Raw genomic sequence first — 23002 nt, 5'->3', positions numbered from 1 at the left:
TTCGATTATACATGTATTGGAAGATGAAGTCATACCGCGGCGGACGGCGTCGAACCGGCGGCTTCCCGGGGGCAGCGCAAAAGGCGCGGACCACGTCCGCGCCTTTCAAGATTCGGGAACAAACAAGCTGTTTACTTTCAAATCAATGGAATCCCAGAAGGACTGAATGTCTTTTTTGAGCGGTCCCTGCATGCCGCCGGTGCCCTTTTCGTAGATGACGTCCTTGTTGCGTTCAATCGCCTCTAGATATTTTTTGACGATGATCGCCGTCTTGGATTCCGGGTGCTCGCCGACGAAGGTTCGATAGCTTTTTTTCACGTCCGGCAATAGCTTCCCGGTCCGGTCGTCGATGGCGTCATAACGGTAATCCGTCAAATAGGTATCCAGATAGGCTTTGTACGCCTGCAGCACTTCCTTAAACCGCAGCCCGTCCGGATGCTCGATCATGTAATATTCGGCTTTCATCATCCGGTCGCCGAGCTCTTCTCTCGAAACGGCAAGCGCCCCGTCTTCAATGTAGTTTTTTTCCGCATCCAGCGCCTTCAAAGCCAGGTAGCTCCGGATGTCGGTTGAGACGTAGCGGTTGTATTTTTGCAGCGCCTTATAGTCCACCTTCCAGAAAAACATGCCTTCCGTATTGCCCAAGGCAAGCCCTCCCGCCATCTGGTCCATGAGCCACTGCTTCAGCGTATCGTCGCCTTTGATGTTGTTCACGTCCATCGGATACCCGATTTCGTTCATATTTTGCGCCGTTTCGGGCTTCGCCAGCATCGTGTCGAAATTGTCGTTCAGGCTCGGCAAATACCGGTCATAAAAATGTTCCAGCTCCAAGATCAGCTGATCGGCCTGCTTTGGCGTTGCTCCGGGCATCTTTTCGTCCAAAAAACGGATCACTTCCGCCGCGTCCTTCGCCTGCGCGGTCAGAAGCTTGAACTGGTCCAGCACGTCTTCTTTCGTTTCGGACGGCTGACCGGCAGGAGGCTGTTGTTCATGCTGCCCCGCAGGCGTTTGGACGGTAACCTTTTGGGGATTGCCGCAACCGCTGACGACGATGACCGCGCTCATCGCCAGCAGCATGAAAATAATTTTCCGTTTCAACCCCTTCGCCCCTTTCCAAATCTCTTATTAGCATTCTTCGCCAGTTCGATGCAGCCGCTATCGGTTACGGAAATTAAAATCTACTCATTTAAACCGGTAGATCTCGGTCATCAGCTTCGTTCTCTCTGTCGTCAGGTTCATCTCCGGGTTTTCCTGACTCATCATCAGCTGATTTCCATCCGGACTCCATATGAGCAGGCTTTGCAGATTCGGATACAAAGATACCAAAGTGGTATGGCCGGTTTTCGTATTCATCACATACAGGCCCGAGCCGCCCCTTTCCAGGTTGAACAACGAATAGGCCAGCTTGGAGCCGTCCGGCGACCATGAGATTTGCCTGATCAAACGTCCCTCGATCAACGTGGTCCCCGTTCCGGTTTCGCCCGTCTTGACAAGCTCCAGCCTGTTGGCATTTTCCCCGGTTTCCTTCGCGACGGCAAGCCGGGTGCCGTCCGGCGAAACCGAAAAATCCGCCGCGTTCGTCTCCAACAGCTCGGGACTCCCCTCGGCTTTTGGAAAACGCGAATCCTCAATAACGATCTTAAGACTGTAAACCTTGCGTTCCTCATCGATAAAATACGCCGTAAACCGTTTGGGATCTTTCGGATCAACAGCCGCTTCGACTTTGACCGGTGCCTGCCCGTCTTTGAACTTCAACACGCTGGCGGCATTCCCGTCCAAATCCGCGACGACGAGCCCGTCGGCCGACGCAAACAGATACGCCTTCTCTTCCAGCCAAGCGCCGCGGACGTTGCCGTTTAAGATGGACCCGTTCCCGTTCGATACGTCCAGCGGTATTTTTTTCAAGTCTTCCATACGGAGAAACGACGCTTTCATCTGGTTGCTGACGAACAAAACCTTTCCTTCCGGCGATGGATTTACCGTTAAAGCCTCTTGAACCCCTAGAGTCTTCTCCGGATCCTTCTCCCTGACGAGCGAATGGACGTACAGCGGCGCTTCCATCCACTTCGGCTTTTTCGTGCTAATGATTTCCGAATCCGACAGCCATGCGAAACCGTACGCATCTTCGAGGCGGATGATCTGCTCGAGCTCGATTTTGCCGGATTCCGCGCGGATCGGGGGAGGTTTGACGGTGACTTGATCGCCGCCGCTGCCGGCGCATCCGCCAAGAAGCGCGGACGCGACGGCCATGGCTGCCGCGCATGTTAATAACATCCGGCCCGTCGTCTTTTTCAAATCGCGCCCCCTCCTTTCCGTTTGCGGCTGCCGGGATCCCCGGTTGTTTTCGATCTGTTTTTCGATCTGTTTCGAGTATAAGGGACAATCGTTTCGAAAATATAATGAATTGTTTCCAACTTGTATCCATTTCGCCTTTTCATTTCTGGGGCAAACGTAGCAGGGGTTCGGAGCCATCCTTTCCCGCAAGCGGAAACGTAAGAATAAACTCCGTGCCTGTACCTGTCTCGGGCGTTTCAATCCTGATTTCGCCTCCGTTTTGGAGCGTCAGCTGTTTGACCAGTGCCAGCCCCAGGCCGCTTCCGCCGGATTTGCGGGCACGGTCGTGATTCACGGTGTAAAACGGCTCGAAGACGAGCTCCCTTTGGTCTTCCGGAATGCCGACTCCCGTATCGCGGATGCGCACCACGGCATGGTCGCCATCCTTTGCGCCCGCAATCGCGACCGAACCCCTGGCCACGTTATATTTGATCGCATTATCCAGCAAATTAAGGAAGATATGCATCAGGTTGCTGCGGTCGCCGACGATGACGACCGGTTCGAGCCGCTGCTCCAGCGTGATGCCGAACTGCTCGGCTTTTCCTTTCATCCTGGAACATACGTCCGTGAGCAGCTCCATCAGCTCGACCTCCTCCGGATGGTGGTCAAACGCGTATTTTTCCGAAGCCGCCAGATGGAGAACCCGCTCCACCAGATCATACAGCCTTCCCGTTTCCTTCGTGATCGATGCATGGGCATCCTGAACCAGCGCCGGGTCGTCCGGGTACATCTGCAGGAGATCGGCGTAGGCCCTTATGGAAGTTAGCGGGGTTTTGAACTCATGGCTGATGTTATGGATAAAATCCTTTTGCCTTTTTTCGAGCTGTTGCAATTTATCGAGCGTTTCCAGCAGTTTTTCCCGCTCCTCGCGCAGCGACCGCACGTTTTCCCTAATTGCCAGGTTCATCTCGAAAATGCCATTGCTGAGCTCTCCCAATTCGTCTTTCCGCCGAAGGCTCGGCTCCGCCAAATAATCCCCGCGCCGAATCCGTTCGGTCGCTTTTTTCAAGGCGTGAATGGCATTGGCCTGTTTGTTCATATAGATTAACCCGAAAATAAAAGAAACGATAAGAACCGCCGCTCCCGCTATTAGGAACAATCTCTGAATGCTGCGGTAAAAGAGATGCCGGTCGGCGACCGAGGTTTGAAAATGAACGACTCCCAGCTGTCCCTGATCGCTTTGCACCGGCGACAAATATTCCAGCGTGTCCCCATGAATCTCGTACGCAATTTTATTTTGCAGCGCAAACGGCAGCGTCCCTCGGACATCCGGCTTATCCGCCATCATCAGCGAATCCCCGGCTTCTTTGCCTGTGGCGTCATACAGAATCACCCGCATCCCGCTGACATTCCCGAGTTCGCGCGCCAGGGCCGGTCCCTGTAAACGCATGAACACGTCCGCATCCACCTGCGTTCCGGTCACGTACAGCTGCCGGATCCGGTCCGCGGCCACCGCCGCCTGCTGCTGCATCGATTGTTCCATTTCCCGCCGCTGATTGCTCGACACTCCCTGCAAAATGAGAAAGCTGAGCAAGCCGATCGCAAACAGAAGCAGCAACGCAAGAAAACCCGTAAATTTCCATTTTAAGCTGAAGCGCATGCCAAATCCTCCGCTTTTCTTCAATCGTCCGTGTCCTGGCCGAGGCCAGGCGAGTTGATCTAAGATTAGCGGAGAACCGGTTTATTTTCAACAAGCTGGAATAAAATGAATGATGCCTTCGGATCAATCAATTGTGCTTGGACCTGTAATGCTCCGGGATTTTCCCGTACGTGCCGATCCGCCACAGCCATTCGAGCGGTCCCATGGCAAAACGGTGCAGCCACATCGTGCTGCAAATCGCCTGGATGACCAAAATTTCGGCGGCGATCATCGCCAATATCAAATAGTAAGCATGGCCGCTCAGGTTCAGCACCGCGTCCATCGCCAAAATCAGGACGGTTTGCATGATGTAATTGGTTAACGCCATCCGTCCGAGCCGGTTTAACGGCATAAGCCACAGCTTCATGAACGGAAACTCCAGCAGGATCGTCAGCGTCGTGACATAAAACACGTCTTCGGCCAATCCCCCGGCCACCATCGCGATGTCGACCAGACCCGTTGCATCAACGATCTCGCGCTCCGCCCATAGTCCGAAGGGGATCAGTACGAGGGAAACGGCCTGGGCGATGATCCACCGCTTTTTATGCCGCTTCACTTGCTCAAAAATGCGGCTTTGCCCTGCCCACAAACCGAGGACGAACATCCCAAGGCTAATCCCGATCGGACCGATCCAGCAGCCCGAAGCCAAAAAAAGCATGCCGGCGGCAAGATTTGCCCCGGGTTTCAACCGATAAAGCGGAAGCAGCAGAAAACCTAAAATCGCGTACATCAGCAGCGCTTCGCCCGGCTGGTACTGATGGTGAACGAAGCCGAACACGAGCAAAATCAGCAGCCTGCGCACAAACAGCACATTCGCTTGATCCCCTCTTTCCCGTGCGCGGGAAATAAACAGATAAAACCCGACGCCGAACAAAAAGCTGAAAATGGTATAAAAACGGCCGTATACCGCGTGATAAACAAACGTTAAAATCCCTTGCTCAAGTCTGCTCCAAAACCCGTATTCCGGCGGAATCCGGACATAAGGAACCATCTGCAAAATATTGATAAAAATGATGCCGACGAGCGCAAAACCGCGCAAATAATCCAGCGTGTCGATTCTTTTCACGAACATAAAGCTCCTTTCCCTACACCATCACCCGTTTCAGCTTTTGGATATAACGGGAGCTGACCAACACGAAATACACGGCCTGAACGATGAGGAAAGCCGCCGAAGCCAGCAGCACGGGCTGATTGACGTCATCCAGATCAAACCCTTCGCGCACCCGATTCAGCACGACCAAGGTTTGAATCGCCGAAACGAAGATCGGCGTAAAAAACAGCACCGCAATTTGCACGGTCGAAGATTTGCCCATTTCGCCGGACTGCAGTCCGATTTTGGACATCGCGGTATACATCTGCTGGTCCTGCCTTAGCTCGGAATGAAGCTTGAAATACAGGAAGCTTGCCGAACATACCGACAGCAGCGAAGCGATAAAGATGCCGATAAAACTCATCATGGCCGTTCCTTGCTCATGCATGGCGTACATTCCCCCGCGGGAAGACAGCAAATCCACCGATTCTCCGCTCACATTCCGTTCATGCGCCCACTGGTCAAGCTCCAATCCCACCTTGTATTCCTGGTCGTTTCTTCCCGGAGGCGTTTCGCCGGACCAAGAGGGAACCATATAAATGTATATAGGGTAGATCCAATAGCTGCGGTCGGCAGGAATCCGTTTTATCAATCCATCATAAAGATCGGGACTCACGACAAGAAGGTTGGTGCCGCTCACCGGCGAAACATCTTTTTTCGTGCGGATTTCCTTGACGACCTCCAGCCGGGAAGACGGATTGTTCAGCTCGATCGCCGTTCCTGCGGACCAGCCCGGGTTGTTCCGCGCTTCTTTTTCGGATTGCACCAGCACGGCTTGTTTCCCTTTGAGGGCATCGATCTTTTCCAACCCAAGCGCATCCGCGATACTCTTGTAGCTTTCCTCCGACATGACGGCAACGCCGCCTTTCCTGCCGGAGGCAGTCGCCATATAGGATTCGGTTTTAAACTTCTCGTATGTTATGCCTTTTTCGTTCAATTTTTGCTCGACGGTTTTCAGACCGCTTTCGCCTTGCGCCGCATCGCCGACATAATACCGGAACGGATACGGGTCCTCGTGGTACATGTTTTGGGTACGGACATTGATGGACATGACAAAAGCCACGGCCATGCAGCAAATGGCGGTAACGACGGTCACCATGAACAAAATGACCGCGTTGTCCTTGATTTTATAGGCCATCTCCGAAATCCAGATCAAATTGGTGCCCCGCCAGGTCAGTCGCCGGCTCTTTTTGAGCATGCGGAAGACGAGGACGGTAATTTGCGTGAAAAAGAAGTACGTTCCCGCGATGCCCGTCGCCGCGGCGACGGCAAGGTTTTTGTCGACCGTGACATACCCGGCGGCGAGCAGCAGAACGCCGAACAGGGAGATCCAAATCGAAACCTTCGGTTCTTTTTTGGGCTTGCTTCCGCCTTTCAGCAGTTCGAGTACGCGGCTTTGGTTAATGAACAGCAGCGTAAAAGCCGAAATGACCAAAAACAACAGCAGGAACGCGCCGACGGTCAATAGCAGCGCTTTTGCCGGAAAATAGAGCCCAAGCTCGTCGATCCCGATCATGCGGGCGCTTAACGTCAGAAACAGCTTGGACAGCAGCAGCCCTGCCAAAATTCCGGCGACGATCGCCAATGCTCCGATGATCATGTTTTCGACAAATACCAGTTTGCTGAGCTGCCCTTGGGTCGCCCCCAACATGGTTAGGATGCCGAATTCCTTGTTCCTGGCTTTCAAAAAGGAGCCGATCGAATACAACACGAACAGAAACGCAAAAGTATAAATCACATATTCCATAATGAGCATGACCATTTTGACGTTGGAGCCAAGCTCGGTTTTATCGATATCCGGATGGAAAATGAACAGCGCATACGTAAAAAACACCATCACCATAAAGCAGCTGCTCAGGAAATAGGCGAAATACGCGCGCGCATTCCGTTTGACGTTGTTAAACGCGAACCGACGAAAGCTCATGCGCCTGACCTCCCAAATACGAAAGCATGTCGATGATTTTTTGGAAAAAGGCTTGCCGGCTTTCGCCCCTGCGGATTTCCCCGGAAATCGTGCCGTCTTTGATGAACACGACGCGGTGGCAGTAGCTGGCCGCCTGCGGGTCATGCGTAACCAGCATCATCGTAACGCCGTCATCCTCGTTAAGCTTCTCGAGCGTCTGCATGACGATCCGCGATGAATTCGAATCCAGCGCTCCCGTCGGTTCATCCGCCAAAAGCAGCGAAGGCTCCGGGATGATGGCGCGGGCGATCGCGGCGCGCTGCCTTTGCCCTCCCGATATTTCGTAAACCCTTTTGTTCAAAATCTCTTTGATGCCGAGCCGATCTGCGATCGCTTCAAGCCGGGCTTCCATCGATTTCAGGCTCTGCTTGTCGAGCGTCAGCGGCAGGACGATGTTTTCCGCAACCGTCAGCGTATCGAGCAGATTAAAGTCCTGAAACACGAATCCGAGCTCACGTCTGCGGAACAAGGCCAGCTCCTTTTTCTTTAACGCATGCGGGTTGTTCCCGTTAATGAGCACAGTGCCGGAGCTTGGCGCGTCGATCGTCGACACCATGTTGAGCAGCGTCGTTTTCCCGCTCCCCGAAGGTCCCATGACGCCGACAAACTCCCCCTTTTGTATGCTTAGGCTGATGTCCGTCAGTGCGCGCGTCGTCACTTTGCCCGGATATACCTTGCTGAGTCCCGAAACTTTTAAAATTTCCGTCATGAAAACTCTCTCCTTCCTGGTTCTCTTCTCTCTATGTATTTCACTTTATAGCATTGCCTCGGCCAAAACTATGGATTCTCCTTACCCGAACCTTAAACATTTGTAAGGTTTTGTTCGAAGCGATGGGGTGAAGCGCAAATCAAAGGACGCCGCTTGATGCGGCGCCCTCGAATGCACTACAATTTAAAATAACCCCGCAAAGCGGGCATTGGCTACGAAACCGATTCAGGTACTTTGCGGGGACTTCCGGGCCGGTAATGATCAATTCCTATAGATTAAACGTAAATCTGACGGTCGTTCCTTCGCCCGGCGCCGAGTCGATCCCGACCTGGTGATCAAGCTTGCGGCACACCTCCCGGACGAGAAACAGGCCCATGCCCGTCGATTCGTGATACTGCCTCCCCTGATTGCCGGTAAAATAAGGGTCGAACACCCGGCCCAAGTCCTCTTTGGCGATGCCGATGCCTTCGTCGCGGATTTCGAGAACGGCACGGGGGCCGAGCTTGTAAGCACGGAACGCAACCTTCTTGCCCGCGCCCGCCGAATAGTTTACGGCATTGACGATGACCTGCCCGAGCATGAACGCCAGCCATTTGGCGTCGCTGATCACGGATAGATCAGGGGGAATATCGATGACCGGGTAAACCTCTTTCCGAATGAACCACTGCCTGTTTTCGGCGACGGCGTTTTCGACGGCCATGAGAAGCGGCACGCCTTCCACCTTGAAATCCTGCTCGAACTTGTCCAGCCTGGCCGTGTACAAAGCCATCTCGAGTCCCTTTTTGAGGCGGTCGATCTCCTCTTGCAGCCCATCCTCGACATCGTCGTCCAGGTCCAAATCCTGCAGCGCAAGCTGTATGACGGAAACGGGCGTTTTCATTTGGTGAATCCAGCGATTGATGAAGGCCGTATGGTGTTCCAGCCGCTGCTGCGTGCCGTAAAGCTCGTTTTTGTACAGCTGGAATTGATTGCGGAGCAAATCGCTGACCGCCTCGGCCATCGGCGCTTCGCCGAGCCCGGCAAGCGATTGGTCCATGTCGGCCAGAGGCGTTTCCAGCTTCGCGTACAGCTTGCGATGCGTATAATAACGGTAAGCCAGATAAAGCGCCAGCACCACGATGCCGAGCAATGCCCCGTAAGCCGCCGTCGCCCAGGAATGGTCCTCGACCGCAAGCCAATACCATAAGCCGACGATCAGCATCTGTCCCGCGTAAAAAATAAGTAACGGCAGCTGCTCCCGAACAAACAGTCTCATCGTCAATCCTTTCCTTCCAGCCTCAGTATGTATCCGGCGCCGCGGACGGTTTCCAGCGGGTCATCAAACCCGAGCTCCTTCAGCTTTTTGCGGATTCTCGTAATATATACGTTCAGCGTGTTATCGTCTATAAAATGCCGGTCTTCCCACATGAGATCCAGCAGCCGCCCGCGGCTGACGACGCGGTCCGCCTTTTTCATCAACGCTTCCGCCAGAACCGATTCCTTTTGCGTAAGCTCCACCGACTGTCCCCCGTAAGTCAACATAAACCGCTCGGGATACAGCACCAGTCCCGACGCTTCCACCGTCCGTTCCTCGGATTTGGCGGAATACGACCCGTAGGCCCTCCGCAAATGGCTGCGGATTTTGGCCACGACCACATCGTAGTGGAAGGGCTTCGTAATATAGTCGTCGGCCCCGTTTTCAAGCGCCATCACCTGGTCCATTTCGCTTTCCCTCGCCGAAATGAACAAGATCGGGCACGTGGACACCGTGCGGATTTGTCGGCACCAATAAAAGCCGTCGAACATCGGCAGGTTGACGTCAATCAGGACCAAATGCGGCTGCACCTCGCGGAATGCATCCATGACGCGCGCGAAATCCTCCACCGCGCTGGCCGCGTAGCCGTATTTTTGAATATGCGATTTCAGCAAAGACGCGATTTTTGCATCGTCTTCGATTATCAGGATGTTGACTTGATCCACCTTTTCATCTCCGTTTCTGGCCGCTCCCGCGGATTCTCGCATCTCTCCCACGCCCTATCAACGATTCATATCATATACAAGGCCGGCCGAAAAATCCAACCTCCGCTCTTTATTCGCAATATACAATGGGGAATCACGATCACTCCGCCGTCTCTCCATGCTTCAAAAGCCCGGTTTGCGGCGAAGGCTGCCAGCCCGTCAGCCATTCCTTGGCGCACCGAATCAGCTTTTTGGCGGCCGGCGCGGTGTTTTTGGCCATGTTCAGGGCAATGCCCAAAGATCTGTAGCTTTGATCCTCAAGTTCGAGCGCCACGATCCGGTTCGTTCTTCCCTGCAGGATCATTTCCGGCAAAATGCTGATGCCAAGCCCGTTCTCGACCATCGCGATGATGGCATAATCGTCCGCCGCCTGAAAAGGGACGGGCGGTTTGATCCTTCCCTTCCGAAGCACGCGGCGGACGTCATAATCGCTGCCCTCCTTCGGCATGATGAAAGGCTCCTCCGCGATTTGACCGTAGCGGACAAACGGCTCGTCCGCAAGCGGGTGCTCCGGCGGCATCACGCACAACATCCGGTCCTGGCGGAGCGGGATGATCCGGAAGGAATCCATCGTCGGGAGCGAAACGAAACCGAAGTCGATCTCCCCTTTCAGCAGCCATTCCTCGATTTCATGATAATCGCCTTCATACAGCTTCACTTCGATATTCGGATGCTCGCTTAAAAATTGCCGGATGATCCCGGGCAGCCACTGGACGGAGATGCTCGTAAAGGTGCCGATCCGGATCGTTCCGGTTTCGAGCCCGTTGATCAACGCCACCTCCTGCTTCAGCTGCTCCTGCACCCGAAGCATGTCCCGTATGTGCTTTAATACGCGTTCTCCGTTGTCCGTCAGCTTCACGCCGGATCGGCTCCGGCTTAACAAAGAAAATCCGAATTCCGTTTCCAGGCTCTGGACTGCATGGCTTACGCCGGATTGCGTCAACCCGAGCACCTCCGCGGCTTTCGTCAAGCTGCCCAGTTCCACGACCTGCTTCAAAATCTCGTATTTGATGAGGCTCATGATTCCCCGTCTCCCGTCACTAAACCGATGTTTCATTTACATGAATTTTTCTCATGTGAATGATGATAAACATTCAATTTTCTTATTTTGTTATACCATTTATACTGATTCAGGCACAAGCGGGAGTCGCACGAAGATTGATCCATGTGCCGATTTCTTCGATCCATTTTTGACGTAAAGGCAGAGACAGGGAACATGAAACAGTACAAAGCGGATTTGCTTATTTTGTTGGTGACGTTTTTTTGGGGAACCTCTTATTTGTTTATGAAAATCGGGCTCGATACGCTGGCGCCGTTCAATTTGATCGCCCTGCGCTTCGGCGTCGCCTTCGTGGCGGCGGGCATCCTGTTTCATAAAAAAATCAGGCATGCCGACCGCAAGGCCGTTCAATACGCGCTGCTGCTCGGCACGCTGCTGTTCGGCGTGTTCGTCTGCATCATTTTCGGGCTGCGAAACACGTCGACTTCAAACGCCGGCTTCCTAATGAGCATGACGGTCATTTTCGTGCCCGTGCTCACAGCGCTGTTCCTGAAAATCAAGCCGGACAAGCGGCTGATCGCGGGGATTGCGGTGGCGGTGGCGGGGATTGGCCTGCTAACGCTGAAGCCGCATGCCGCAGTCCAATCCGGAGATGCGTTATGCATACTCGCCGCATTGTTTTTTGCTATACATATTATCGTTACCGGACGGGCCGGCCAACGGGTCGATCCGATTACCGTCGGCGTTCTTCAACTGGGGTTTGCCGCGCTTTTGGGCATCGTTTCCTCATTTCTTTTCGAGCAGCCCACGCTGCCGCAAAACGCTGCCGGTTGGCTTTCGATCCTGGCGCTCGGCATTTTGTGCAGCGCCGTCGGCTTCGTCCTTCAAGCCATGGCACAGAAATATACGTCGCCGACGCATACCGGGCTCATTTTTGCGATGGAACCCGTCGTCACCGCCTTTTTCGGAATTTGCTTCATGAACGAGACGCTGACCGTGCAGGGGTACATCGGCGCAGGCCTTGTTCTTGCCGGCGTCGCCGTCTGCGAGTTGGATTTCCGGAAGCTGCTTGCGAAACGAAAAAGCGCAGGCAAATCCTCTTACCATCGGGCGGCATAAAGCTGCATGCGTTTTTTGCTCACATCAATTCGCCGAATCGCAAAATATTTCGGTTCCACGCGGTTACATGCAAACAAGCCCTGCAGATGCAACCCGCATCGGTCAGGGCTTGTTCCATATTCCGTTCATTCCTTTTTTATCCGTGATTCCTATTAACGCAAGCCGTATTTTTGGAGCAGTTTCGTCAAATCCCGATTGATGTTTTGCACATCCGGGCCTGCCGCCGGGCGGTCCGTTAGCCCGTATGCCTGCTTCAGCTTCAAAATGGCGTACACCCGGTTATCCAGCACATCCGCCGAAATCGTTCCGTTAGCCACCGCCGTTTTCAGCGCCTCGATCGCGGTTTTTTCTTTGGCGTAATCATGCCCGACCAAAACGATGTTGCCTCCCGCCAAAATAGCGTTGACCGACGCTTTGCCGATCTCGTAATTTTTTTCGATCGCGCCCATCGTCATATCGTCGGATATGACAACCCCTTGATAACCAAGCTCTCCCCTCAGAAGATCCGTGATTACTTTTTTGGAAAACGACGCCGGGTGATCGGGATCGAGCTTCGGCATCAGCAGATGGGCGATCATTACAACCTCAGCTTTGTTTTCAATCGCCGCTTTGAATGGAACGAGCTCCAGCTTCCGAAGACGGGTCAAATCATGGTTAACGACCGGCAGACCGATATGGGAATCGACGGAGGTGTCGCCGTGTCCGGGAAAATGTTTGACGACCGGAACGACCCGCTGCTCCCGGATGCCTTCCATCGTCGCGATGCCAAGCCGGCTGACGACGTCCGCCTTGCTTCCGAACGAGCGGTCGCCGATGACCGGGTTTTTCGGGTTGCTGTTCACGTCCAGCACGGGAGCAAAATCCATGTTAAGCCCGAAGCCGGAAAGCTCGCGCCCGAGAATGGCGCCGATGCCTTCGGCCAGCTCTTCGCTGTCCTTCGAGCCGATCTTTTTGCTTGCCGGCACCTTGACGAATTCATTCGGCATGCGCGTCACGCGCCCGCCTTCTTCGTCGACGCTCATCCAAAGCGGAACCGGGTTCGATCGATTGACCGACTTCAAATCATTAAACAATTGAAGCGCCTGCTTGGTGCTTTCGATGTTGTTTTTGTAGAAAATAAAACCGCCGACATGGTATTTTTCGATGAGTTCGCGGGTTGCGTCGCTGCCGGACGTCCCGTCCATGCCCACCAGCACCAACTGGCCGACTTTTTCGTCCGTGTTCATTTTTCCGAGAAGCTCGAGCGCCGGATCGCTTGGCTCCGGATTGACGCCCCCCGGTTCGTTGCCGCCGTTTTGGCCGCCGCCTGCCGATGTTCCTGGTTTTTCCTGGGCGTTGTTGCCCTGCTGCGTTTGCTGTCCGGTTGTCCCTTCTTCCGGATTCGCCGGTTGAACCTCATTCCGATTTCCGCCGCATCCGGCAAGAAGCATACCGACAAGCAGCAGTGTCACACCTGACTTCCATATCCGTCCCATCGTCCTGGCTCCTTTCAAATGTTCTGCAGATTTATTCGTTTTTATCACCTGACAGAGTTGTTTCATTCTGTTGTTTCGAACCGTTTGGCCGAATCAACATTTTTTTCCTCGTGAACAGCGTCGTTCCCTCCGGAACGACGATCCGATCGCTGCCCGAAACAACGATCCGCTGCGATGTATAAATTCCGCTGTACCCTGCAAACAAATAGCTGATGAGGCATGCAAGAAACATATAGACGGCGCCGCCGGAGCCGAACAGCTCGATTCCCATCAAAAAGCAGGCGATCGGCGTATGCGTCGCTCCGCAAAATACCGCGATAAAACCGAGGGCCGCCAAAAACGGACCGTACAGATGGAAAACCTCCGCCAGCGTGTTCCCGAGCGTGGCGCCGATCGCAAACAAAGGGGTCACCTCTCCGCCCTGGAATCCTGCGCCCAGCGTAACCGACGTAAAGACCAGCTTCCATAAAAAAGCAAACGTCGGCACGTCCTTGTCCAGCGCATCGGAAATGAGCGGCAAACTAAGCCCCAAATACGCGCGCGATCCGACGGCATAAACCAGCCCGATGACGATCAGTCCGCCAACCGCGCTTTTCAGCACCGGATTCCGGAATACGGCCGCAAACAGCCTTTTTAACGCATGGGTCAACTCGCTGAATAAGATGCTGGCGAGCGCAAAAAGAACCGACGCGGCCATAACTTTGAATACCACCTGCAGGCTAAACTCGGGTGCGATCATTTGAGGGTAACTGACATGGTGAACGCCCCAAAGACGCGTGGTCACAAGGTGGCCGACAAAGCTTGCGGTAAAGCACGGGACGAGCGCTTCATAACTCATGATCCCGATTGCGGCAACCTCCAGACCGAACATCGCTCCGGCCAGCGGCGTGCCGAACACGGCGCCGAAGCCCCCGCTTACGCTGCATATGAGCAAAATTTTCCGATCCAACGCCCCGGCCTTGATCCATTTGCCGAAGGTTTCGGCTAAGCTTCCTCCCATTTGGACCGCCGTGCCTTCCCGGCCGGCCGAACCCCCGAACAAATGGGTCACTAACGTACCGAACAGAACGAGCACCGACATGCGGAACGGAACGGCTTCGCTGCCGTCATGAATCCGTTCGATAACGAGATTGTTGCCTTTGGAGCTGCTGCTGCCGAATTTCCAATATAACAAGCTGACAAGCGCTCCTCCCAGCGGCAGCAAAAACAGGAGCCAGGGGTGGCTGTTTCGGGCGTCCGTCGCATATTCGAGACCAAGCAGCAGAATGGCCGACGCCGATCCGGTCAACAGGCCGATCACGCCGCCGCGCCAAACCCATTTGATGAAATTCCGGATCATTTCGCCGTACCATAACGTAAAGTGAAGCTTGTTTTTGCCGCGTTTCGCGTTGTTCATATTTCTGTTATGCCCCTTTTTATAAACGATATGTATAAATTTTCCTTGCCGGCCTGGCAGGAACGGCCCCAAAAAAAACAGACTCCTACCAGTGCGCTCTTTCATCACCGGTAGGAGTCATCAGCCCTTGCGGGCGGTTATGGCGAACTCCATCGCCTTTATTACGGTTTCATGCTAGTTCTATTTTAAACGAGCCATTCCGCATTCGTCAACTGTCGTTAACGATAAATCAATCGTTTTTTGATTGGTCTCGTTCTACGGTGCTACGATCTACGAGGCTGCAATACTCCACCATATTTTGACGGCGGTCGCCGCAATCAGCACGGCCAGTCCTCCCCGCAGCCATTTGACGTTCAGATGGCGGCTGACCCGAGTTCCGATCGGAGCTCCCAAAACGCTGCCGATAACGGTGGCAACCGTCGGCAGAAGCGGAACGCTGCCTGCAATCAGCTTGCCGGATACCCCGCCGATCGCCGAGATGAAAACAATCGCCAGTGATGAAGCGATCGTTACCCGGGTAGGTATCTTCATCACGGTCAGCATGATCGGAATGAGGATAAACGAGCCGCCGGCCCCCACGATGCCGGATACGATCCCGACTAAAAACGCCGCAACGGAAGCCATGGCATGATTATAACCTATCGCTTGAGGCTCGACATCTTCCCTGCTTCCCCGGCTTGGCACCAGCATCATGATCACGGCGATAACCGCAAGCACACCGTACACGATATTGATCGTTTCGCTCGGCAAATATTTGGAACTGACGCTGCCCGCCAAACTGCCGATCAGAATGCTAACCCCCATCGTGCCGCTCAGCCCTTTATGCATCAGCGGCTTCTCGTTCCTGCTTTGCCGTTTATATGCTATAACCCCCGCCAAGGAAGAAAAGAAAACCTGAAACATGCTGATGCCGGAGACTTCTTTGGCGGTGAAGCTTCCGGCATGAAGCCATTCGGGCACATACAGCAGCAGAGGGTAGTTTATAATCGCCCCGCCGATCCCAAGCAATCCGGAAAAAAAGGAGCCGATCAGGCCGATTACAAACATCACGATGTATCCTGTCGCATCCAAGTTCTTGCACCTCCTCCGCTGCCGACATTTCGCATAAACCTCCCGCAGAAACACTATACTAATGAAGAAAAAAGCGTTACAATGAATAAAACCAAGTAATTCAATGGGGATAGGATGATGGATTTGTCATGCTTCGCAAGCTCAAATCGTATTTTCAGGAACGCTGTCCGGAATGCTCCGAAAAGCTGCATGCCACAACGGATTCCCTTCGCTGCATCAAAAGCTGCCCCAACCGGCATTATACCGAGGAAACATACAGCCACTTGAATATCCGCATCATTTACCATAATTAATCGGGAGCACCGCAAACACTCCGTTCTTCGGAGTGTTTGCTTTTAGGTTGGGTTTTATTTATTTTTTCTTAATCCAAAACGTGTAGGTGCCGCCTTCGGCTTTGGTGTCCAACAGCTGATGTCCGGTGGCGTTCGCCCAGGCGGTGAGATCGTTTTTCGAGCCTTTGTCCGTCGTTTGAACCTCGAGGATTTGCCCGGACTGCAGCTCTTCGATCGCTTTTTTCGTTTTGACGATCGGCATCGGGCACGCCAGTCCTTTGGCGTCAATTACTTTATCTGCATTCATCGAATTGTCCTCCTTTTATTTATCATGCACGGCGCAGCGGTTGGGTCCGATTTCCATCTCGCGCCGCTCTTCTTCATCGGGCCGGATTTTTCCCATGTTGGTTTGCCGGATTTCCTGGTACGCATTCGGCTGCGGCGGCAGATGCCGGGTTACCGTTTTTCGGAATTCATCTTCGTCCGTCATGTTTAATCCCGGATTCCGCCTGAACAGATCACCGAGCCTCTCCCAAACTTTCCCCTCCTTATCCATCTCACTCATTCGACCGAAATGGGCTGGCAGCACGATCAGTTGTTCCGGCAAACTTCCGTACCGCTCATACAGGGAATGGCGCAGGTCGTCGACCCAATCCTCGGCTTTGCCGGCCAAATCCGGACGTCCGATGGAAGCCACGAACAAAATGTCGCCCGTCAGCAGATACTGCCCGTCCACGAGAAAAGAAGTGCTTCCGATCGTATGTCCCGGCGTGTACATCGGATGAACGGCCGTTTTGCCGTTTCCGATGCGGATTACTTTATTTTCGACAAGCTGACGATACGGATACATTACTTCTTCCGCATCTTTGGGAGGGAGCCAATAAGCCGCTCCGGCTGCTTGTGCCAGCTCGCGTCCACCCGAAATATGATCCGCATGCAGATGGGTGTCCAGCACATGCCTGATCCGTACCCCGCGCGCCTGCGCAAAGTCAAGATAAGGCCGGATCATGCGAACGGCGTCAATGACCGCGGCTTCCCCTTCGGAAACGATCATGTAAGAAAGACAGCCTTTCCCGATCCGGACAAACTGGTAGATCTCGCCCCCGCTTTGCAGGTCACCGATCTTCACGGATTCGAGATGTTCGCTCCAAAGTTTCATGCCGCCTTCAAGGTAAAATACATTTTCCCGGCCGGCCCCGGCCAACCGTTCACCGATAAAGACGGACGAGCCTTCTTTCGCACATACGACCAGGACGCGCTTGTTGTCCGGGATCCGGGTCAAAACGGGGTCTATGCCGTCTAGGAGTTCAAAATAAGGAATATTGATGCCATCGATGTTCTCGCCTTCGATTTTCCAATCGTTAAACTCCGCTTCGTTGCGTACGTCCAATATGAACAATTCCTCGCGCCCGACGATGATTTGCGCCAACTCGCGGGGGGTCATTTTGGACAACACGGGCTGCTTCGTCTTTTCCGACACGATTTCTCCTCCTCCTGATGTTTCTCTCCCGAATGTTTAAAAAGACAGCGTGATGTTCGCATCCTTGGCGTAGTCGATAAACGTCGCCGCTCCGCCTACTTCGATCCCGTCAATGAAGTCTTCTTCTTTCAGGTTCATCACGTCCATCGTCATTTGGCAGGCAATGATTCTGACGCCCAATTCCTGGGCCATCGCGACCAGCTCCGGAACGGAAGGCACGTTTCCCTGTTGAAAACCTTCGGCAACATGTTCCGTTCCCGCCGGCATCGGCAGCTGATGATGCGCCTGTTTATGAATCAGGTTCAGTCCTTCGAACGTGAAAAAAACGCCTACTTCCGCGTCGCTTGCCGCAGCCGCCGTTGCGATGTTGAACACCTTGTACGCGTCGAACAAACCGCCGTTGGCCGCGATGATTGCCACTTTTGTTGCCATTTCCGCATTCCTCCAATGGGATTGATTTATGATGTCGTCGTCGTTTCTCCTTGCCATTCCAGCATGCCGCCGGCCATGTTGCGGAGCTTGCGGTAGCCATGGGCGGATAAAAATTCGCAGGCCTGACGGCTTCGGTTCCCGCTGCGGCAAATGATGACCGCATCCTTGTCGCGGTTAATCTCGTCAAAACGAACCTCCAGCTGGCTAAGTGGAAGCAGTTTAACTCCCTTAATATGTCCTTCCTTGAATTCGGCCAATTCCCGGACATCGATCAACTGGACGTCCTCGCGTCCGTCCCGGATCAATTGTTCAACTTCTTGCGGTTTGATGTCTTTCCATAATCGCTTGAACATCATGTCGCCTCCTCCTTAATACCCCATGGGGTATTTGATAAGCTATAAAAAAACGCAGGAACCAATCCTCGCAAAAGATACCCCAGCGGGTATAAATTTTACCGAGTTGCCACCTTGATGTCAAGCCGATACGATTTTCCAAATTCCGCTAACGGCTGCAACCGGTCGAGTTATTCTCAATTGCAAAAAAAAGAACCCGCGCATGGCGCGGGTATAGAAAAAGCGGCAATAGCCTGCGCGGTTCACCTTCACCCCGCATCATCGGCATACGACGGAAGCATGTTTTCCCGGTATTTGCCGGGCGTGACGCCCTCAAGCTTCTTAAAGGCCCTGATGAAAACGACGTCGCTCGTATATCCGACCATTTGCGCGATTTGGGCGTTCGTGAGGTCCTTGTCGCACATATGCTGCTTGGCGAGCTCGATCCTTTTTCTGACGATGGCGTCGCTGAGGTTTTTCCCGCTTTGTTTTTTATAGAAGGTCGAGACGTATTGAGGCGTCATGCCAAAACGGTCCGCAACCATGCCAAGCCCCATGTTGGGGTCCGTGAAATGCTCATCGACGAACCGCTCCATCTCCTGCAGCAGCTGCGAACTATGGTCGGTCCGCTCCGTAACGAGGGATTCGGTCAGCAGTTCGTAAAGCTTTTTCGTCCGCTTGTGCATTCCTTCCGCCGTTTCGTACGAGAAAATGTCCTTCACCAGATCGATATCCGGCCCCAAAATGTCATGCTGATCCGTTCCCGTCGCGTTGATGATCTTCAGGAACGTGCTCGTAATGTTAAAAAACAAGCAGCGTCCGATTTCCGGCGTAATGCTGCCCGACTCGAAATTCATCATATAAATCGTGTCCAGCAGCTTAAGGACGTTTTCCGTATCTCCGCTCCGGACGAAATTGATGAGCTGAACCTCGATATCGATCGGATAATAATAATGGGCGTGCACTTTTTGGATGTCCTGGAAATGGATGATCGTGCCGCCCCCGCGAATGATGCGGTATTCGAACGCGGCCACCGCCTCCGCATAGCTTTCGCCGATGCTTTTTGCCCCGGAATGGGGAAGGCCTGCGGCCACCGTAATATCCATCTTAAAGCGCTGCTCGATAATCGTTTTGAGGGACACGCACATTTCCCTGATGACCCGGTCTGCGTCCCCGAACAGCTGCGGATCAAAATTGTTCAAAAAAACCACCCGGTCGCGGTCGAGTTCCACGGCGAAGGACTTATGGGGGATTTCGATCATATCCATTCCGATATTCGAAATGATAAATCTGGCCAAGGCCCATTGTTCCTCGCTTTGTTCCTCGTTAAACCTCGCAATGCCGTCAATATGGACGACGATGACCGAAAAGTAATCGCTTACAAATTCAATGTCCATAAACCGCAACGACTGACCGCCCCGCTCCGATGCATCCACGTCCATCTGTCCGCGAATGAGCCGCGATAAATAGTTGGACCTGATCACGGGCGTCTGTTGGGCCAGGAGGCTCCGCAAATTTTTCTCTTCATGCAGGGAACCTTCGATGGTCTGCATAATGAACTCGTATTCGTTGACGGACGGTTTTCCGCTCCAGTTTTTGCCGCGAAGGATCGCATTGACCGCTCTCCGGAGCGGACTGTAGTTGCGGTATGTAATCATGAAAGCGGCGGACATGCCGACAGCCAGGCACAAGGCGAACAGGATGACGGCCCATTGTTTGATCCGAATGACCTGCTGCATGAACACGCTTCGCGGCGTGACCAGGACGTATTTCCATCCTTCTTTTTTGGAGGCGGTATACGACACCATTTTTTCGTCGCCGTTCAAGGACTGATTGAACAACCCCCCGCTGCCTTTGATCCGTGACAAAAGCTCTGAAGGGAGCGGCTCCCGGTCCGTCGCCATGATCGTTCTGCCGTCGCCGTCCACGACATAGATCGAGCTGTCGTTCGCCGATTCGATCTGCGCGAACATTTCTTTGATCTGGCTTTCGTTGATCAAGACGACAAAACTTCCCTTAATGTCTTTCCGGTCGCGTCCGGGAAGGGATTGGGTAAACGTCACGACGTTCAGCGGATTTTTGTCCAGACTTTCCATCGGATCGTATTCCGCCCGGCGGAGCAGCGTCGCGGTAGGAAGATATGCCATCGTATGGAAACTTCCCAGCATCTCTTCCCGCCACTGCTCATAGGACATGCCCTGATAGCTGTAATACATGTCGTAAAATTTTCGCGAATCCGTCATAAGGCCGGACTTTAGAATGAGGTCGCTTTTATCGAAATAGACGTAATAATCCAAAATGAAATTCGTGATGTTCCCGGGCCGGGACATCGTATTTTGCATGAATTCGATAAACTTGTAGCGGTCCGGACTGTCCGGATCCCCGCTGAGCTTGAGCAGATATTCAAGCTTCGGATCAAAAATGATTTGCTGCGCCAATTTTTCCACTTCGTTCAACTTACCGTCAAGGGACAGTTTCAACTGCTCCAGCATCGCCTTATTGGACCGGTTGGCCCCGTTTTCGAGGCTGGCTTCCACCTTGGTGTACAGAAAGGCGCCCATTGAAACGGGTATAAGCAAAAGAACGAGATTCGAGATCAACATCGTCATCCATACGCTTCTCAGATTGGATATCCCTAGCGGACGAAGCAGCCATTTCAACAAGCATCACCCCTACCTTAATTTGCATTATGCTGCTTACGCAAAAATGAACGATTACGTACATTATAATGCAAGCAGGCAGGGCCGGTCACCCGTTTTATTCTTTGATGGCACCAATCAAAACTCCTTTGACGAAATACTTCTGCAGAAACGGATACAGGCAAATGATCGGCAGCGTCGATACGATGATCGTCGCGTATTTGATCGTTTCGCCGATGGCGTACTTATCGTCTGCAGCCACCCCGGTCGACATCGAATCCGTCGAGTTGGCAATCAAAATTTCCCGCAGGACCAGCTGCAGCGGATACATGGTGCGGTCGCGCAAATAAACCAGCGCCGAAAAATACGAATTCCAATGCCCTACCGCATACCATAAAATCATGACCGCAATCACCGGCATGGACAACGGAATGACGATGCGGAACAGGATGGTCATTTCCCCCGCCCCGTCGATTTTGGCGGATTCCTCCAGGGAGACGGGCACGCCTTGGAACGCGGTTCTCATAATGATCAGGTTAAACGTGGAGATCGCTCCGGGAATCAAAAGAGCCCACGGCGTGTTCATCATCCCCAGCTTATTGACCAAAATATAGTTCGGAATCAAACCGCCGCTGAATACCATCGTGATGACGATGCCGAACATCAGGATATTTTTGAAATACAGGTTGCGCCGGGAAAGGACGTACGCTCCGAGCGCCGTCATGAACAAATTGATCGCCGTTCCCGCCGCGACGTAAAATAGCGTGTTCCTGTAGCCGCTCGTGATCATCGGGTTATCAAATACAGCTTTGTATGCATCCAGATTGAACCCAAGCGGCTTCAGCAGCATGCCCCGGTGTTGAATAAAGGTGGACGCCTCGCTGAGAGAGGCAAACAGAACATACAAAAACGGGTACAACGTGACGAAGCAAAGCAGCAGCATCAGAATCGTATTGACGACGCCGAATATTTTTTCACCGGTTGTTTGTGCGCCCATCGTTTGGCCTCCTTACCACAATTTATTTTCGGATACGCGCTTGCTGATGGCGTTCGCCGAAACGATCAGAATCAAACTGATGACCGAGTTGAACAAGCCGACGGCCGTCGTGAAGCTGTAGCTCGCCTCCAGCACCCCTTTGCGGTACACGTAAGTGGAAATGACGTCGGCGGTTTCATAGGTGAGCGGATTGTAGAGAAGCAGCACCTTTTCGCTGCCGACCGAAAGCAGATGGCCCATGTTCAAAATCAGCATGATGACGATCGTCGGCATGATGCCCGGGATCGTAATATGGAAAATCTGCTTCCACCGGCTCGCGCCGTCGATTTTGGCCGCTTCGTACAGCGTCGGGTCGATGTTGGCGATCGCCGCCAAATAAATGATCGAACCCCAGCCCACGCCCTGCCAAATGCCCGAGGATACGAAAATAAACCGGAACCAGCCCGCTTCTTTCAGGAAATCGATCGGCTCGACGCCGATAAAACCGAGAAGCTGATTGATGAGCCCGTCGCGGCTCAAAAAGTCGAACATCATCCCCGCCACCACGACGATCGAAATGAAATGCGGCAGGTAGGAAATGGTCTGCACGAAGCGCTTGAACATCATTTTGCGGATTTCGTTTAATAACAACGCCAAAATGATGCCGGCCGGAAAGCCGAAAATCAGGTCGTAGACGTTCAGGAGCAGCGTATTCCGAATCAGTCTCCAGAAATACACGCCGTTAAAAAAGCTGTCGAAATGTTTAAAACCGACCCAAGGACTGCCCCAAATGCCGCCGGCCGGCGTATAATCCTTAAATGCGATTTGCAGGCCGTACATCGGACCGTAGTGAAAAATGACGTAATATGCGATGACCGGCAGCGCCATCAAATAAATGACCCAGTTCCGTCGCAGATCCTTTCGGATCGTTTGACCGGTGGAGAGATCGTGTTTAAGCTTGGCGGAACGCTTGTTCATCGGCTTGTTTTTGCTTATCTGCCACATGCTTATCCCTGCCTTTCTGTAGGATTCCGGATGAAATAGGAGCCTGATGATACGTGTGAAACTTATACCTCC

20 protein-coding genes and 1 riboswitch are annotated in these 23002 nt (G+C 53.2%); of the genes, 1 reads left to right on the top strand and 19 read right to left on the bottom strand.

The features are described 5' to 3' along the window. Positions 1-105: 105 nt before the first annotated feature. The 9 genes from GQY55_RS03660 to GQY55_RS03620 form a co-directional block, all read right to left on the bottom strand. Positions 106-1098, bottom strand: coding sequence for a hypothetical protein (locus tag GQY55_RS03660; protein WP_160038184.1), 993 nt, complete (start codon positions 1096-1098; stop codon positions 106-108). A gap of 84 nt (positions 1099-1182) precedes the next feature. Further along, on the bottom strand, positions 1183-2295 hold the full coding sequence (locus tag GQY55_RS03655) for a PD40 domain-containing protein (RefSeq protein ID WP_160038182.1): 1113 nt from the start codon (positions 2293-2295) through the stop codon (positions 1183-1185). A 139-nt stretch (positions 2296-2434) separates the two neighbouring features. Continuing rightward, a complete protein-coding gene (locus GQY55_RS03650) occupies positions 2435-3934 on the bottom strand; it encodes a sensor histidine kinase (RefSeq protein WP_160038180.1) in 1500 nt (499 codons plus the stop codon). A 127-nt stretch (positions 3935-4061) separates the two neighbouring features. Continuing rightward, complete coding sequence (locus tag GQY55_RS03645; RefSeq protein ID WP_236575386.1) at positions 4062-5039, bottom strand: DUF418 domain-containing protein; 978 nt, start codon at positions 5037-5039, stop codon at positions 4062-4064. A 19-nt stretch (positions 5040-5058) separates the two neighbouring features. Next, entirely contained in the window at positions 5059-6987 is a 1929-nt protein-coding gene (locus GQY55_RS03640; RefSeq protein WP_160038176.1) for an FtsX-like permease family protein, read from the bottom strand. Next, entirely contained in the window at positions 6962-7735 is a 774-nt protein-coding gene (locus GQY55_RS03635; RefSeq protein ID WP_160038174.1) for an ABC transporter ATP-binding protein, read from the bottom strand. Before GQY55_RS03635 ends, GQY55_RS03640 begins: the two co-directional genes overlap by 26 nt. Positions 7736-8003: 268 nt before the next feature. After that, positions 8004-8990, bottom strand: a complete 987-nt coding sequence (locus GQY55_RS03630) for a sensor histidine kinase (RefSeq protein WP_160038172.1) — start codon at positions 8988-8990, stop codon at positions 8004-8006. Positions 8991-8992: 2 nt separating this feature from the next. Then, positions 8993-9736, bottom strand: a complete 744-nt coding sequence (locus tag GQY55_RS03625; protein WP_160038170.1) for a response regulator transcription factor — start codon at positions 9734-9736, stop codon at positions 8993-8995. A 97-nt stretch (positions 9737-9833) separates the two neighbouring features. Further along, positions 9834-10754, bottom strand: coding sequence for a LysR family transcriptional regulator (locus GQY55_RS03620; RefSeq protein ID WP_160038168.1), 921 nt, complete (start codon positions 10752-10754; stop codon positions 9834-9836). Positions 10755-10949: 195 nt separating this feature from the next. On the opposite strand from GQY55_RS03620, the gene GQY55_RS03615 reads away from it, so the two are divergent. Further along, complete coding sequence (locus tag GQY55_RS03615; RefSeq protein WP_160038166.1) at positions 10950-11852, top strand: DMT family transporter; 903 nt, start codon at positions 10950-10952, stop codon at positions 11850-11852. A gap of 152 nt (positions 11853-12004) precedes the next feature. On the opposite strand, the gene nagZ is transcribed toward GQY55_RS03615, so the two are convergent. From nagZ to GQY55_RS03565, 10 genes are all read right to left on the bottom strand, one after another. After that, positions 12005-13327 (bottom strand): beta-N-acetylhexosaminidase, encoded by a 1323-nt coding sequence (gene nagZ, locus GQY55_RS03610; protein ID WP_160038164.1) that lies wholly within the window; start codon positions 13325-13327, stop codon positions 12005-12007. Between the two features lie 31 nt (positions 13328-13358). Further along, on the bottom strand, positions 13359-14666 hold the full coding sequence (locus GQY55_RS03605) for a voltage-gated chloride channel family protein (protein ID WP_160038555.1): 1308 nt from the start codon (positions 14664-14666) through the stop codon (positions 13359-13361). A 161-nt stretch (positions 14667-14827) separates the two neighbouring features. Further along, positions 14828-14889: riboswitch (Fluoride riboswitch) on the bottom strand. A 104-nt stretch (positions 14890-14993) separates the two neighbouring features. After that, positions 14994-15794 (bottom strand): sulfite exporter TauE/SafE family protein, encoded by an 801-nt coding sequence (locus GQY55_RS03600; RefSeq protein ID WP_373309106.1) that lies wholly within the window; start codon positions 15792-15794, stop codon positions 14994-14996. A 351-nt stretch (positions 15795-16145) separates the two neighbouring features. After that, positions 16146-16373, bottom strand: a complete 228-nt coding sequence (locus tag GQY55_RS03595) for a sulfurtransferase TusA family protein (protein WP_160038162.1) — start codon at positions 16371-16373, stop codon at positions 16146-16148. A gap of 15 nt (positions 16374-16388) precedes the next feature. Continuing rightward, entirely contained in the window at positions 16389-17510 is a 1122-nt protein-coding gene (locus GQY55_RS03590) for an MBL fold metallo-hydrolase (RefSeq protein WP_160038551.1), read from the bottom strand. 72 nt (positions 17511-17582) lie between these two features. Beyond that, positions 17583-17978: a DsrE/DsrF/DrsH-like family protein gene (locus GQY55_RS03585; protein ID WP_160038160.1), complete on the bottom strand. Its 396-nt coding sequence runs from the start codon at positions 17976-17978 to the stop codon at positions 17583-17585. A gap of 26 nt (positions 17979-18004) precedes the next feature. Continuing rightward, on the bottom strand, positions 18005-18331 hold the full coding sequence (locus GQY55_RS03580) for a rhodanese-like domain-containing protein (RefSeq protein WP_160038549.1): 327 nt from the start codon (positions 18329-18331) through the stop codon (positions 18005-18007). A 248-nt stretch (positions 18332-18579) separates the two neighbouring features. After that, the gene (locus tag GQY55_RS03575) at positions 18580-20970 is read right to left on the bottom strand and encodes a helix-turn-helix domain-containing protein (RefSeq protein WP_236575385.1); all 2391 of its coding nucleotides are present in this window, start codon (positions 20968-20970) and stop codon (positions 18580-18582) included. Positions 20971-21067: 97 nt separating this feature from the next. Beyond that, complete coding sequence (locus GQY55_RS03570) at positions 21068-21946, bottom strand: carbohydrate ABC transporter permease (RefSeq protein WP_160038158.1); 879 nt, start codon at positions 21944-21946, stop codon at positions 21068-21070. 12 nt (positions 21947-21958) lie between these two features. Continuing rightward, the gene (locus GQY55_RS03565) at positions 21959-22903 is read right to left on the bottom strand and encodes an ABC transporter permease (protein ID WP_160038545.1); all 945 of its coding nucleotides are present in this window, start codon (positions 22901-22903) and stop codon (positions 21959-21961) included. Positions 22904-23002 lie beyond the last annotated feature (99 nt).

This window comes from Paenibacillus sp. USDA918EY, assembly GCF_009870825.1.
Taxonomy (GTDB): Bacteria; Bacillota; Bacilli; order Paenibacillales; family Paenibacillaceae; genus Paenibacillus_AQ; species Paenibacillus_AQ albilobatus.
This window is presented reverse-complemented; position numbering and strand designations above follow the sequence as displayed.